The following is a 15385-nucleotide window of genomic DNA, read 5'->3' as shown; positions in this document are numbered from 1 at the left end:
ACCTCAAAATAGTTCTTATTTTAATTAACAGATAATCAAACAAGTATTCCACATTTAACTCAATTGGCACATATTACATAAGTAGTTACTTACAATCATCACCGAAAAGGGAAATAGTAATATGATATTATATTCACATAGTTAGATATGTCAACAAGTTAGGATGTTAGAAGGTGGAAATTTGAAAAGAAAGGCGAAGGCGAGATCTTTTAAGGCGTTATTACTTATTGCAATTTTGTTTTTTGGTTATAGTAGTGCATCTGCAGCCCAATGGGAAGTTGGGAGTGGAGCTACCTACGCTACTATTCAATCCGCAATTGATAATGTAAACACCCTGGATGATGATGTTATCAATGTGCACAGTGGAACATACGCTGAAGATGTTATAATAAATAAAAAGCTGACCATAAAAGCCAATACCGGTGATGATGTAGAATTACAATCCACAAATACGGGATTTACAGTAGTAAATGATAGTAGTGGGGATGGTAGTGGAAGTACTATAGAGGGTTTTAAAATAACTAATTCTGATAATGGAACAGGGGTAAATGTCAGTGCAGACAATTGTACTGTGAAAAATAATGATATTAATGGGGGGAAAACAGGAATTGCAGTTTCTGGTGGGAACACTACAGTTATGGATAATATTATTTCTGGCCAATCAGAAACTGGTATTCTGGGAAACCTTTCCAGAGGTTTCTTCACAGTTTCTGGAAACTTCATATCCTACATAATTGGTGGGGAGTTAGCAAATGGTATTACAGTTTCAATTAACGGGAGTTTAACTGATTTTAATGTTGCTGGAAACACCCTATCCAACATCCGTGCAATTGGTGCTGGTAGTAGTGTTTTTGGAATACAAGTGGGCAAGAGTAAAGGTGCTGATGGAAATCCAGAAATGGCCAATGTCACCAGTTTAGTGGTATCAAAAAATATAATTACTAATATCAGCGCCACCGGCGCTATTATGGGATTGGAATTAATAACCAGCAGCATTAATGCTCTGATTTCTGGGAATATCTTATCTGAACTTAATGCAAGTTTTGGCAGCTCAGTTTATGCGCTTGAAGCTGCTATAATTGGAAACGGGACTGTACTGGTTTCTGGAAATACAATATCCCAAATAACTGCAGATGAACAGGCAGTGGGAATTGTTACTGTGGCTTTAGGTGAACTGGTAATGGAGAATAACAGGATTGCCGATATCAGTAATGCCAAGGCAGCAGTGGGAATGTTGGGTCTGGGATTATTCAAAAATGCAACTTTAACCAATAACATTGTTTCTAATATTACATCACCCAGTATAGCCGCTGGAATTGTAGGCACTGCCCTGGCACATCTTAATATGTTACATAATACAGTAATCGGAGTAAACGGAGCTAATGATGTGTATTTGGTAGCTGCTGGTTTTAACACCACCACAGTTACGGGAAACAACCTGGAAGGGGATGGTTCAGGAACTGGTATTGTAATATGTTCACCCAATGGAACAATTAACTACAATCGGATTGCAAACTTTGAATATTACATTCAGAACTTTAAATTCTCATCATTCGGACCGAGTATCGATGAAATGCTTAAGCCCATTGATGATGCCATTAAAAACCATCCTGAACTGGAACCAATCCTAAAACCCATCCGTGATGATCTGGATAAACTATTCCACTCTCTGGAAAACAGCAACACCACTGCCACCTACAACTGGTATGGTACCAATTCACCTGATGCTGCTAAATTCTTCGAAGGAAACGGAACTATAAACTATACTCCATGGCTGGTTTTGAATATTAATGCCAGCCCCTCCACCATTAATGCCGGTGAAAATTCTATCATTACCGCTGATGTTTACCAGGATTCAGCTGGTGGTGATCACAGTGCCGATGCAGCCATGTTCTTCAGCGGCCCCAATGTAACATTTACCACCAACCTGGGAAATGTGGGAAGTAAATCTGTGACAGCCCCATGGATTAATGGCCTTGCTACTGCAATTTTAAGAGCTGATGAAGGTCCTGGTATCGCCACAGTGACAGCAGCAGATTACCAAACAGTGCCGACCCGGGTAACTATCCTGGGCGCGTCAAAAATATCCACAGCTGTGGTAAATGCACAAACCATAGGAATGCAAAACACAGGAATACCACTGGCAGGAATAGTACTAGCAATTCTAATGGTACTCGGCGGATTTATAAGCACCAAGAAAAAATAATAAAGGGATAAAAATCCCTTTCCCAACTTTTTTTAAAAATAAATATTAATTTGTTCAAGAGGTCGTTCCACTTGTGAATTTGTAAAATGGGGATGTAAATGTGTAAGATGCCCCGTTGCAATGGAATACAATTTAGTTGGATTATTTTACTGTGAAAAAGGGGGCAGAATCCAAGTAAAAGATATTTATTGATCATTTTATTGAAATTTAATTTTTGTATAAAATTTAATTGTTGTAAAAATAAAAAAACGGGGTTTAAATGATCCGAATAAAAAGAGCTTATGAAGAAGTTAAGGAAAGTGATGGCTTTAGAATATTAATTGACCGTTTGTGGCCTCGTGGAGTGAGTAAGGAAAAACTGAAAATAGACCTATGGCTAAAGGAAATTGCTCCATCAAGTGAACTTCGTAAATCATTTGGACATGATCCTAACAGGTGGGAAGAATTCCAGTCTAAATACAGGGATGAACTAAAAGAAAAAAGTGAATTATTAATTCAGATCAAAAAATTAGAAGAAAAATTGGGGAATATATCTCTTATTTACTCAGCCAAGGATGAAAAACATGACAATGCTGTGGTTTTATTAGAATTACTTAATAATTAGAATATAATTAAAAAAAAAGTTAAATCAAATTTTATGGTAAGTTAAATCAAATCTTAATGGTAAAAAAGAATGTACTACCTTTTCCAGGTTCTGATTCAACCCAGATTTCACCACCATGCTGATGCACAATTCTCTGGGCAATAGACAAACCAATTCCAGAACCTTCATACTCATTATGAGTGTGTAATCTCTGAAAAATGGTGAAAATGCGTTCTAGATATTTAGAATCCATACCTATTCCATTATCTTTCACCTTAAAAATAAAAAAATTTCGCTCCTTCTGAGCGGATATATGGATTTTTGGTTTTTCATTGCTTCGATACTTGATAGCATTACCAATGAGATTCTGGAATAGTATAATCATCTGATTCTCATCAGCCATGACATTTTTGGGTAAATAGTCATGGGTTATTTCTGCATTATTCTCATAAATTATGACGTTGAGATTTAAATTAACCTGATCCATTACTTCTTCAAAGTCAACTTCACTGAACATCATTTCTTTGTTGGCTATTCTAGAATATTCCAACAGATCAATAATCATTTTGTCCAGACGTTTAGCACCATCCACAGCAAAATCTATGAACTCTCGGGCATCATCATCTAACTGACTTTTATAACGTCGCTCTAATAGCTGTAAAAACGTAGTAATCATTCTTAAAGGCTCTCTTAGGTCATGAGAAGCTACGTAAGCAAACTGTTTTAGATCAGCATTGGATTTTGCAAGTTCTTCTGTTCGCTGTTTAACTTGTTCTTCAAGACTTTCCCAATATTCCTTGAGGTTTTTTTCTGCCTTTTTACGTTCGGTGATGTCGCGTGCAGCAGCAAAAACCCCAATAACTTCACCAAACTCATCCGTATACACTGAAGCATTATATAAAACCGGAGTTAAATTACCATCCTTATTTTTGATCTCTAATGGATAATCCTTTACAGTCCCTTCTTTGAAAACATGTTGATATCCTTCCTTAGCATCTTGAGGATTAGTGAAGTAATATGCAAAATCAGTGCCTACCAGTTCTTCACGCATATATCCAGTTACTTTTTCTGTAGCTAAATTTACGTCAGTGATGGTACCATCCGGTCCGATGGTTACTAAAGGATCTAATGATGTCTCAATCAGATTACGGTTATAATCATTGGCTAACAACAGTTCTCTGGTGCGTTCTTCAACCATATCCTCAAGATTCTCCAATGTTTCTTTTAGTTTAATTTCTGATTTTTTGCGGCCAGTAATATCATGATTTGTTTCAATAACAATTGTTTTCCCAGAATTCTCTTCTATTAACTGTAAACGGCTTTCAACGATGATTTTTTTGCCATCTTTCCGCGTATGGATTAATTCACCGGACCATATTTTATCCTTTTTTAGCTTTTCCAGGAATTCATTAAATTCCAGGGGAAATTCGGTTTTAAGTAAATCCTGGCTGTTGAAACCAATAGATTCTTTTTTATTATATCCGTATAACGTTTCAGCACCCTGATTCCATGATAATATCCCCTCTTCAAAATTCCAAGAGAAAATAGCTTCATAAGAAACATCTAATAAAGCTGCGTGCCTTTTTAAATCTTCTTCAACATTTTTACGTGAGGTAATATCCGAAGTAACTATTAAAACACTCCAATCAGAAAATGAGAGGGGAGTTGCACTTACCATAGTCCAAATAATTGAATTATCTTCTTTTATTACTCCAATTTCTTCTTGAACTAGTTTCTTCTCATTAAAAGCTTTGTTACTGGGAATCTCATCAAATGATAATTCTTTCCTATCAGAATAAATATATTTCCTGTTCACAAATTTTTTTGCCATTAAATCATTTTTGGATAATCCCAAAATTTTTTCTAATGCAGGATTATCATAAATAACATTTCTATCTTTATCAAGAACCGAAACACCTACCGGCAGAGCTTCAAATAGTGTTCTCCATTTTCGTTCACTTTCTTGAAGAGATTCTTCAGATTTTTGACGGCCAGAAATATCTCTAATAATGATGTTTGACTTTAAAGTCCTATCTTCATCTCTGAAAAGTGTAGAAGTCACTTCCCCCTTAAAAAGAGATCCATCTTTCCGTTTGAAGATTAACTCTGCTTTTACCCTACCTTTTTCAGCTCTTTCTTTGATTGCAGACTGTAAAGATTCGTCTTGAATAAGTAAACCATCTCTCCCGGCAGCTATTATTTCATCTTGATTCATACCAAACATTTCTTCAGCTGTATGGTTGGCAACAAGAATAGAACCATCAGAATTAGTAAGTAACATGGCATCTAAACTAGTTTGAAAAATAGTCTTGTAAATACTCAAATCTTCCCCAGAATCTAAATGATCAGGCATATTATCACTAATTACCTTTAAGATAAGTTTCAGATAACAATCGAATATTCTATTCTTTGATAAAATCTGTTTAATTTTATGATAGGTCTAATTAATAAATATGTTTCATCAGGAATTAGATGTTAGGCTCAAAAATTATTCAAACTACTCGTAATGATTCCAAATTCTTACTTTTAATGATTTGGGACTTTTAATGTTATTAAGCTGCTTTATCAGACTTGGGGGAAATATATCTTTGCCCAGGGCATAAACCGGGGTGTTTCCTCAAAAATATTTTGAATATGCAGTTGGTGAAACCATTAAATATTCGAGTTCAGTTGTATTTCTCACTAATTTGAGAATTCAAGGTTCGTTTGTATTTTCGGGGGGTTTATTATTTTTATTCCCTGGTTTTCAAACTCTTCCTTAAAACGTTGGTCTTCGGTGAGTAGATATGCTCTCCCTTCATATCCATAGGATATATAAAGCTTCAGTTGTCTTAATGTGGTTCCGAAGTTTTTTATTTCAGGTTTGATTTCTATGAAATATCTGGAATAATGTTGATAATGCTCATGAGAATTGTACCTTTGTTTCGTATAATCACTATCACAACTTAGAGAGGTGTTCTTGTTAGTGGGATTGGCTTCGCATTCATTAGATGGATGGCGGGGGATGGAGAATATAATATCTGGTGCACCGACTCTGTAACCATTCTCAGCAATGATATATTCCTCTGCATGAATTTTAACGTTTTCCCAATCCCAATTAATGGCTTCAGGGTCTTTTACAGTGATTATCTTTTTCAGATTCTCTTTTTTAAGCAACCAAATAAGCAACTCATCATGTTCAGATGTTTTTAATTGTTCATCATCAATTTTCCACCATTGATCCAAGGTTTTGTACTGGTTTCGTCCCGTCATAGAAACACCTCATTATAAGAATAAAACTTAAAGTTAAACCTTATCGAGCTAAAGTTATTTTTTATAAGCCCAATTCTTTAAAAGTTAATGTAAATTTAGTTCCATGATCCCTATCCAGTTCTATTTTTCCATTTATCTGGCTGGTTAAACTGGTTACCAGTTGCATGCCCAGTGAATTAGTTTTGGTATAATCCAGATCAGATGGGAATCCAATTCCATCATCACTCACCTTTAAAATGAATTCATCATCCTTTTCCTCAAAGGATATTGAAACAGTACCTTTTCTGCCATCGGGAAATGCGTGTTTCATTGAATTGGTGATCAACTCATTTAAGATTAAGCCAAGGGGGATTGCTGAGTTAATATCAATATTAACATCTTCAATGATCATCTGTAAACTGACTCGGCTTGGATCCTTCACATAGGTCCTGTATAGATCATTAGCCAAGGTAGTTATATATTCCTTGAAGTCGATATTTTTTAGATCTATAGAACGGTAAAGGCGTTCATGAATTAAAGCCATGGATTTAGCACGATTCTGGCTTTCTTTGAAGATTTCTTTTGATTCTTCGTCTTTCAGGTAATTTGACTGAAGGTTTAACAGGCTGGAGATGATCATTAAATTATTCTTAACCCGGTGGTGTACTTCCTTAATGAGCATTTCTTTCTGCTGGTTTAACTTGGTAAGTTGAATGTTCTTTTTAGTTAACTCCCGCTGTGCATTGGTGAGCTCATTGTTAAGACGTCCCAGCTCCGCATATATTTGATTTTCTTTAGATTCCTGTTCACGGAGATAGGCAGCGAAATATTTCATAACCCCCCGGAGTTTGTTGGTTTGTTCATTGTTGATTCTAGTCATTTCATCCATTAATTGAACGGTTTCAATGGATCTTCCCCCAAAAATGAGTATTTTATGGTCAACTAAGAATCCAGAAACATTAATAGGTGTTAATTCGCCCTCACAAATCAAATTAAATTCCCAATTATAAACAGCATCTTCATTTTGGATTTTTTTTATAAAATCAAAAGTTTTGCCAGTGCTTCCCCCATCCAGGAGATCGGAAAATGGTTTTCCGATTTTATCACCGTTTACAACTCCCAAGTTATCATACAAGATTTCAATAATTTCCCCTTCAAAATCACAAGACATTCCAAAGGCTTCCACCGTACTTTGAACCATAAGCCCATCCTCCTATTTTTTTAAAAAAGAACTAATCCTCTTCCATCAAAGCCTGCTGGTAGTTGATCATCCAGTTAGGGTATCCCGGTTATCCTGGAATGATACCAGTGCTCCTGGAGAGATTGGTGGTAGTTCCTTTTTAATGGGTTAAATTTATTAGTGGACATGGGAGTCCTCCACCATTTGTTTAGAGGAAATCAATTCATCAGCAAGGGAAAGTGCTTCTATTGCATTTGGTGGGCATCCATCGGCTCCTATCTTCTTCCATAGTTCCGGGGACAGGAGGAATGGTCTGCCCCCCACTATAATATTAGTATTAGATATATCCTTATTTTTTCTAATTAATTTTATTAAATCCTTCACCGCGGCTATGTTATAATGAATAGATGCGGATATAGCAATTATATCGGGTTTTAGATCACTTATGGTTTGTATTATACTTTCATTGGGGGTGTTAGCCCCTAAGTAGTAGGTGTCCCATCCTTGCATTTCAAATATATCTGCCACCATTCGCACCCCCATTTCATGCATTTCTCCAGCAGCACATGCTGCAACCAGACGGTGGCCATTTTTATTAGTACTAAAGATGTAAGGATAGAGTTGTGACATGATCATCTGGGTTGCCGCAGTACAGAAGTGCTCCTGGGCCACGGTTATCTTATTGTTCTGCCACAGGCGACCAATTTCATGCTGTGATGATTCGAAAACATGGATATAAATATCTTTAATATCCATACCTTCCTCCACAGCTTTGAGTATCATCCTGCTTGCTTCATCTCGCTGAACATTTAGCAAAGCATCCCTAAAATTTTTCGCCAACTCAAAGAAGGGTTCAGATTCCTCTTCAAATACAGTCATTTTTCCCCCAGATATATCTTATAAAACCATCACATCATAATTAATAATTATATTTGTTTTTATGAAGATAAATTCATTCTCATTTTAGGTTTATATAAGCAACATCAATAAAATAAAAATGCATTTTAAGTCATTCTTAGTGGTTCAATTTTTTTCGTTATATATTAACGGAATGAACTGAGAGTCGATGAATATTCCTAGTATCAGAATAGTTACTTTCCGGGGATTCATGAGAATAATTAATTATATATTTATACTAAAAAAAGAGCAATTTAACACGATTTACCTAAAAATTTTAAAGCGATATAAATTAGAATGAAAAGATCAACTGGAATTTACATATTTAAGTAAAAATAAAAGTATTTTCATGAAAAATGAAAAGATTAACCGGCTTTCAAACCGGATGTTTTTTACAATCCCTTTTTCACTTATGATGTTTAGTCTACTACTTCAGCAAAGGCGAAGTTTCTTCGAACAGAATTAATTCTGATTCTAACTTCTTCTCCTTCTTTTGCACCTGAAACAAAAACCACAAAACCTTCAATACGGGCAATTCCGTCTCCGTCCCTACCAGTATCTTCAATCTTCACATCGTATTCTCCGCCTTCATTAATAGGAGACGAATTTCCTCTATCATTACTACTTCCGAACATACTTTCACTTCCAATTTTTTACCTTTCGGCAATAATCTATTGTTTTTGAAAGCATATAAAGTATTTTATTAATTACTTATTTTATTGATTTTTTATCCACGATTTATGTTTAAATTGTTGAAAACTGTGAAAAAGTAAGAATATTTTTTTTATTGGTAAATATCCTTAATTAATATTAAATGGCCTGGAAACAGGTGGCAATGAGTTTTTTGCTTTCTTGGTAAGCCTGATTGTAAGATGCCCATTCTGGTATTTCATAGACCAGTGTGCGGAAACCTGCAGAGGCCAATGGATTGGAAACTGTTAGGGTGGATGAACCATGCTCGGAATTGGAACTAGCCCGGTAATAGGTGAATTCAGCCAGGTTTTTCTCAACCACATCCCCTAAAGCCACTGAAGGTGAGTCCATTTTAGGGGTAGCCACGTAATATCCCTTACCATAACCCGGAGCATGGTCATGGCATATGATTACCACATCTATATCGGATTTCTTTATATCTGAAATAACATACTTGGATACCAGTTCTTCCCCATTAGCTCGTCCAGTTGCATAATTTTCAGGATTATTGGTGACGTTAACCACGTAATGGACAATGGCCTGGTTTGAAGATAAACTGTACTGGTTAACCACATCGGAAATACTTCGGATGGAAAGCTTCTCACGAGGGTGCATGCCAGTAATTACAGCGATGGTCTTTTTATTGGAGGTATCATTAGATGAGGCATTGGATGCAGTGATGACCTCTTTACTCACTGTTCCCCTGTAATCAGTGGCTATAACTGATGGATTTGATGCAGAGATTTCATTGAAGGGATCCATGAAAATGATAATATACCCTGCAGCCATGATTGTTAAAATAAAAATAACTGATAAAGCACCGTAAAACTTTTTTCTGCTCATTCGGGGTTTGGAGTCTAGGTGTTCTGCGTAGACTAGCTTACCCCCACAACGGCAACTATCAAAGTCTTCCGGGGATTCATCATCATCCAGCTCGTAATAGCCACCACAATTCTGGCAAATTAAGTAAGGCATATAAATCAATAACTATTTTAAATTATAAGCCATTTAAGCTTTTTCCATCAGAGTAATGTTATTACTGATTTCCCAATAAAACTATTTGGAGTTTGAAAAGTGTTTTGGTTACAATTTAGATAAAGTGTTAAATCTGGTTACATTCAGAAGGTTCATTTTTTATGTAACATGTGTTATATATTAATGGCAGATAAATGTGAATGAAATTATTCTAATAAGGGGATATGATTTAACAAGATTTATAATTTACCAATAGTTAATGGGAGGTTTTCCATATCAAACCCAAAAAATCTGATCTAACCAAGAATACTATTTTTGACACTGAATATATTAAAAACGCCCTGACTGAGGCCAGTTACATCCCTGATGATAACATCATTACCATCCTCTTTCTCTCCCTTGAACTGGGAAAACCTATCCTGGTAGAGGGACCTCCTGGAACCGGGAAAACAGAGCTTGCTAAAGCCATGGCACGGGCCCTGGGGAGGGATTTTTTCAGAGTGCAGTGTTATGAAGGAATAACCTTTGAACAGATGGTGGGGGAGTGGAATTACCAGAAACAATTGTTGCACCTGGAGATGTCCCGCCTGAAAGAACCAGATAAGGATGTATTTAGTGAGGAGTTCTTCATTAAAAGACCATTACTCCAGGCATTCATTAATCCTAATCCAGCGGTAATGCTCATTGATGAAATTGACAAGGCAGATGAAGAGGTGGAAAGCTTCTTACTCCAGGCTCTGGGAGAAAAAGAAATCACCGTAAATGATCTGGGAACATTCACCCTTAAAAACGATCTTCTGGTAGTTTTAACCTCCAATTCACAGAGAATGTTACTGGATGAAACCCGGGATCGGTGCCTTTTCCTCTATATTGATTACCCCACCTTAGAAAGAGAAATTGAGATCGTTAAGTCACTGGTTCCCGATGCACCCCATGAACTGGTGGAGAAGGTGGTGGGACTTATCCAGAGTATAAGGAAACTGGACTTGGTGAAAATACCATCAATCAGGGCTACCGTTGACTGGGTTCGAACGCTCCTGGCCACTGGAGATAGGGATGCCAGTGATGAGTCCCTAGAAAAAACTGTTCGAGTGGTTTTAAAGTCAGAAGAAGACCGGAAAAAAGTTGATACCAGGATATTCAAATAACCCAATTATAATTGCCGAGTGAAATTTTATGGATAAAATTGTAACCTTCTCAGGTTTACTGAGGGAAAAGGGGATCCCAGTTAGTATCAGAAGTACTCATACGGGTGCGGAAGTTTCTAAGCTAATTAATGAGGATGATCCTCTTTTTAGGGAAGCCTTGGCAGCAGTATATGTCAAAGAACAGAAACAGAGGGAATCATTTAACCAGATTTTTGATGAGTTCTTTGGAGGGGTTACTGCCGACACAGATGAGGATGGAGCTGATGGAACATCCCCATCACCAAAAAAGAATGTATGGTCCACTAAAAAATCCCAGAAATGGACAATACATCATCAGGAAGATAATAATAAGGATTCTAAGGCACATGAAATAAGTTCTGATGAATTTAATTATCATCCTCCCGTTGATGATTACAAAAAAACACCAGATGAATCAGAACTTCTCAGTAGGGATATTAACACCCTGACTTCCTTTGAACCGGAACTTTTCCTGTTATGTCAGAAGATGGGTAAAAAAATCGCCATGGTCCGTAGCAGACGCCAGCGCCAGGCTCGCATTATGCGTCCGGACATCAGACGTACCATCCGTAAAAATCTTCAAAATGGCGGGGCACTCATTGATCTGGTTAAAAGCAAGCCCCGTATGAATAAGAACCATCACTTCTTCCTGAATGATGTAAGTGGTTCCTGTGACTGGATCAGTAACTGGTTTTTCTGTCTCATTTACGCTGCCCAGAACTCTTTCAGAAGAGTGAGAGTGTTTGACTTTGACCACAGGACTGTGGAAACCACCAGTGCCATGACAGAACCCAGTATGATGGATGCTTTTATCAAAGTACGTGATATCAGGCAGAAAAAACTGATGATTCATGGGACCAGTAACATGTACCAGGCCTTCGAATCATTCCTGGACAGTGTCCAGCTCAACCGCCGCTCCACCCTGATGATTCTCACTGATTGCCGGGACTGGGCCGGTCCCAAGGTTGATGGCATACCCCAGAGTGCCCACTTGGTGGAAAAAATGAGTCGTAAATGCAGGAAGGTGATGGTGTTTAATCCTGAGGATCCTAAAAAATGGGATGTTGTGGATAGCTGTGTTTCCCATTACCGTGATGCAGGAGCCACCATCCATGAGGTGCGGAATCTTAATCAACTAGCAGATCTAGTGAAGGATATTTAGGGAAAGGATTGAAATAAAAAGGAATATTCTAAGATGGGAAGTTTTATAAAATAAACCTATTAAATTTCATTCAACATAACAAAAATAGATTTTTAATCTAAATTGAACAGAGATTATCAGTTTTACTCTGGAAATATCTGCGAATTACTCTGTAACTTTTTTCCCCACATTCGGGACATTTAACTGGTTTTAGGAGTTCTGGGAAGGCTGTGTCCTCACCATGACCACATACTCCACGGAATTTTCTAACCTTCCATTCTAGGGGCCAGTCCGATGGTATGTCATAGTGATGTTTGCACTTGATATTACGGCACACCACTTGCCAGTCTTCCAGTTTTTGATCCTGTTTTTCCATAAAAATCACTGATTTATTTATCTCTTGGGTATTGATAATAAATTTTCAGGGAGTTGAAATTAAGAGTAGAAATTAGAGTAAAAATATAATTAAGACTTAAAAAAGTTAAAATTCAAGGTGAAATAAGTTAAAATGAGTTATAAGTTAAAATATATGTTAAATAAGTTAGAATAAGTAAATAAATTAAAATTAAGAGTTTAAAAAAAGTTAAAATTAGATTAAAATAATAAATCAGGAGATTATTTACTCCTTAATTGGTTCAGGAACTGCTTCTTCCAAAGAACTTTTCCAGGGTGACTACCTTATCAGTTCCCAGTTCCCGTGGAGGTTCCAGTTCCTTGAATTCCATTTTCTGTTCTTCCAGTAACTCCCGAGCATCATCCGTGATGGAAGGAGCAACCAACACCCCCCTAACCGCGTCTTTATGGTCGCTGAAACAATCAACGTACCTTCTTAACTGTTTAACTGCATTAACACCTGCTTTCCTACTTTTCAATTCAAGGATAGTGATATTTCCCTGGTTATCCTTCCCCAGTATGTCGATAAATCCCTGGGGAGTGTGGTATTCACGAGACGTGGGGCGGAACCCTTTTTCAATAACTTCCGGGTCTTTGAATATAAGGTCTCCCATATTTGCCTCATAACCGGCTAGTTCAAGGCTTTCCACATCTTCACCTATGAAATATGATACAAGGTGGGTTTGAAGGATTTCAACCTCCAGTGATTCAGAGGGGCTTCTCCTGATACCCCTTATTTTAACCATCCCCTGATAGGTGTCCACAGTGACTTTAGTTTTGGGTGGTTGCCAGTTTACTGGTTCCAGGTTTCGGTCCTGGTGGATTATGAATGAGCCATCTGATTTAATAAGAATGATCCTGTCTCCTAATTCCAGGCGGCTCACAGCCCTTCCATCGTAATAAACACGGCAGGAAGCCATGATAGTGATAACCGCTCTTTTTGATAATCCTTCATTAATAATCTCCAGTACCCGTTGGGTGTCCGGGTTTTTTTCTTCCACCAGTTTCATGATATGAATTTCAGAGCTTATATTAGAAATATTTCACTGTTATCATAATATAAGCACTATAATTAATAATTAGCATATTGTAAGTACTTTTTTAACAGAATTAGGGAATTTTTATAAGAAATGGAAATTTTTAAAATAAATATAGAAAAAAATCCACCGGGACGATGAAACAATATTTAATGTATAATTTATTATGGGTATTGTTCACCGTTCAATTTATTAAAATTAAAGATATATAATAAGATTAAAAACCCCTTATGATAATTGCTGAAAATTGTTATAAATGAATAATAAAAATTTTTATGAGATTTTTTAATCCAATGAGGAGCTGAATGTTGGAAAAAAGTTTCATTATTGACACTGAACTCTCTTCAGGGCACCTGGAAGAAACACTGGATTTTTTACGTGATTTCTATCTCCTACCCCAACCTGATTCATTCAAAAATATTTCCAAAAGAATGTTAGGTGATACTGGAGTTTTAAGTTATACTGTTGTCAGTAGTGAAGAGGAATGGGAAGTTAGAGTGGAAATTCAGGCTGCTAACCCATTTCTTGTAAAAATCGTTACAGTTTCTATTCCTCCTGAATTTGACATCGCTCCTAAAATAGATCTCCTGGAAGAGGAGCTTTTTATTGCAATCCAGGCCTTTGAGGATGCCATTCGCCAGGCCACCCTTTACTTTGCCTGGGTGGAGGGAGAGGAAATTATACCTGAGGCACCTCCCACCAGGCGTAAGAAGGCATCTTTCCGCATGTTCGGAAGCAATATGATAATGATTTATATACTCTTTTTCGGAGTTAACATTCTTCTTTTCCTTTTACTGGGTATATTCCTGGCAATTATTGGTATACTGGTATTTCAACTGGTCATTGTTCTTTTGTCTGACCAGCTATTGCTGCGTACCAGTGACTGGAAGATCACCCCAGAAAATCCACAGGTACATATCATTGAATACCAGCTACCCCTGGAGGAGTTCCAGAAATTCCAGGAAAAATTCGGTAAGGACAGTATTATTAAAATGAAGGAGAAAATTTACCAGAAAAGCCTTGCTGTGGGTAGGGAGCCTACCTGTGAGTTGGGAGAGGATATATTCAGGGAATATGGTTTCCACTGCCAGTCCGATTTGAAGGTTTCCCGGGTGATTGATGTTTACAGAATAGTTGAAGAAGCTGCCAGCAAGTTCAACATCACCATGCCTAAGGTTGCCTTGAGTAACACCATGATCCCCAATGCTGCTGCCACAGGTCCCAGTCCAAACCGGGGGCTGGTTCTCATCACCACCGGACTTCTGGTCCAACTTGAGGAAGATGAAATACTATCCGTGATCGGCCATGAAATGGGCCACCTATCAGGTAGAGACCCAATAGTCCTCTTCAGCATAATATCTGCAGAGTTCATCCTCAGATTCACCCTATTATTCCCATTAGTTGTCATATCTCCCTTAATTTACCTGATTGTTGCGTTAGGGTTTATTTTCTTTGTGGCCAAGTTCTTTGAAACCAGGGCTGATCTTTTATCCGCCATGAAAATAGGGCAACCCCAGGTCTTAGCCAGTGCACTGCGTAAAATCGGTTACCAGCGTCTCCATGCCGAAAGGATTTCACCCACCAGATTACCCTCATGGATAAACTTCGATCCCCATCCACCCATCTACTTCCGTATTGATCGGCTGGAGAGTATGAAAACACCGGTAAAGGTTAAAAATCCCCTTCTAAAGTCTGCTAAGGACGTGGTTAACGGTTTCAAACGTACACTTGGTTTGTAAAAATGTTCCTGTATTTAACTGGAGTTAATTATCGAATATTTATTAATAGGAATTATTTACCGAATATTTTTATTAATTGGAGTCATTTAGCGAGATTTATCAGAAATATTATGGAAGTATAAAGGGTAATTTTATGTTATAAAA

At 37.2% G+C, this 15385-nt stretch carries 14 protein-coding genes; 6 read left to right on the top strand and 8 right to left on the bottom strand.

The window, feature by feature from the left end; translation table 11 throughout:
* Positions 1 to 181 precede the first annotated feature (181 nt).
* The 3 genes from HY987_RS09205 (at position 182) to HY987_RS09200 (ending at position 2810) form a co-directional block, all read left to right on the top strand.
* Positions 182 to 2206, top strand: coding sequence for a cell surface protein (locus HY987_RS09205; RefSeq protein WP_292757823.1), 2025 nt, complete (start codon positions 182 to 184; stop codon positions 2204 to 2206).
* A gap of 42 nt (positions 2207 to 2248) precedes the next feature.
* The gene (locus HY987_RS12760) at positions 2249 to 2398 is read left to right on the top strand and encodes a DUF2769 domain-containing protein (RefSeq protein WP_367146887.1); all 150 of its coding nucleotides are present in this window, start codon (positions 2249 to 2251) and stop codon (positions 2396 to 2398) included.
* Positions 2399 to 2465: 67 nt separating this feature from the next.
* Complete coding sequence (locus HY987_RS09200) at positions 2466 to 2810, top strand: DUF488 domain-containing protein (RefSeq protein ID WP_292757821.1); 345 nt, start codon at positions 2466 to 2468, stop codon at positions 2808 to 2810.
* A 46-nt stretch (positions 2811 to 2856) separates the two neighbouring features.
* On the opposite strand, the gene HY987_RS09195 is transcribed toward HY987_RS09200, so the two are convergent.
* The 6 genes from HY987_RS09195 to HY987_RS09170 all read right to left on the bottom strand — a co-directional run bounded on the left by HY987_RS09195 (position 2857) and on the right by HY987_RS09170 (position 9765).
* Positions 2857 to 5142 (bottom strand): PAS domain S-box protein, encoded by a 2286-nt coding sequence (locus HY987_RS09195; RefSeq protein WP_292757819.1) that lies wholly within the window; start codon positions 5140 to 5142, stop codon positions 2857 to 2859.
* 329 nt (positions 5143 to 5471) lie between these two features.
* Entirely contained in the window at positions 5472 to 6041 is a 570-nt protein-coding gene (locus HY987_RS09190) for a hypothetical protein (protein WP_292757817.1), read from the bottom strand.
* Between the two features lie 61 nt (positions 6042 to 6102).
* Positions 6103 to 7221, bottom strand: a complete 1119-nt coding sequence (locus tag HY987_RS09185) for a sensor histidine kinase (protein WP_292757815.1) — start codon at positions 7219 to 7221, stop codon at positions 6103 to 6105.
* A gap of 156 nt (positions 7222 to 7377) precedes the next feature.
* Positions 7378 to 8079 (bottom strand): cobalamin-dependent protein, encoded by a 702-nt coding sequence (locus tag HY987_RS09180; RefSeq protein ID WP_292757813.1) that lies wholly within the window; start codon positions 8077 to 8079, stop codon positions 7378 to 7380.
* A gap of 437 nt (positions 8080 to 8516) precedes the next feature.
* On the bottom strand, positions 8517 to 8732 hold the full coding sequence (locus tag HY987_RS09175) for a TRAM domain-containing protein (RefSeq protein ID WP_008515797.1): 216 nt from the start codon (positions 8730 to 8732) through the stop codon (positions 8517 to 8519).
* A gap of 175 nt (positions 8733 to 8907) precedes the next feature.
* Positions 8908 to 9765, bottom strand: coding sequence for a hypothetical protein (locus tag HY987_RS09170; RefSeq protein WP_292757809.1), 858 nt, complete (start codon positions 9763 to 9765; stop codon positions 8908 to 8910).
* 419 nt (positions 9766 to 10184) lie between these two features.
* Here HY987_RS09170 and HY987_RS09165 point away from each other — a divergent pair, with 419 nt between their 5' ends.
* Both HY987_RS09165 and HY987_RS09160 read left to right on the top strand, forming a co-directional pair.
* Positions 10185 to 10913 carry a MoxR family ATPase gene (locus tag HY987_RS09165; protein WP_292757876.1) on the top strand — a complete coding sequence of 243 codons (729 nt, stop codon included), beginning with the start codon at positions 10185 to 10187 and terminating at the stop codon, positions 10911 to 10913.
* 28 nt (positions 10914 to 10941) lie between these two features.
* On the top strand, positions 10942 to 12093 hold the full coding sequence (locus tag HY987_RS09160) for a VWA domain-containing protein (RefSeq protein WP_292757806.1): 1152 nt from the start codon (positions 10942 to 10944) through the stop codon (positions 12091 to 12093).
* A 97-nt stretch (positions 12094 to 12190) separates the two neighbouring features.
* On the opposite strand, the gene HY987_RS09155 is transcribed toward HY987_RS09160, so the two are convergent.
* The gene (locus HY987_RS09155) at positions 12191 to 12448 is read right to left on the bottom strand and encodes a hypothetical protein (RefSeq protein ID WP_292757804.1); all 258 of its coding nucleotides are present in this window, start codon (positions 12446 to 12448) and stop codon (positions 12191 to 12193) included.
* Between the two features lie 259 nt (positions 12449 to 12707).
* Positions 12708 to 13475: an endonuclease NucS gene (gene nucS / locus HY987_RS09150; protein ID WP_292757802.1), complete on the bottom strand. Its 768-nt coding sequence runs from the start codon at positions 13473 to 13475 to the stop codon at positions 12708 to 12710.
* Positions 13476 to 13807: 332 nt separating this feature from the next.
* Here nucS and HY987_RS09145 point away from each other — a divergent pair, with 332 nt between their 5' ends.
* A complete protein-coding gene (locus tag HY987_RS09145) occupies positions 13808 to 15241 on the top strand; it encodes a M48 family metallopeptidase (RefSeq protein WP_292757800.1) in 1434 nt (477 codons plus the stop codon).
* Positions 15242 to 15385 lie beyond the last annotated feature (144 nt).

It is taken from the genome of Methanobacterium sp. (assembly GCF_016217785.1).
Lineage (GTDB): Archaea > Methanobacteriota > Methanobacteria > Methanobacteriales > Methanobacteriaceae > Methanobacterium.
This window is presented reverse-complemented; position numbering and strand designations above follow the sequence as displayed.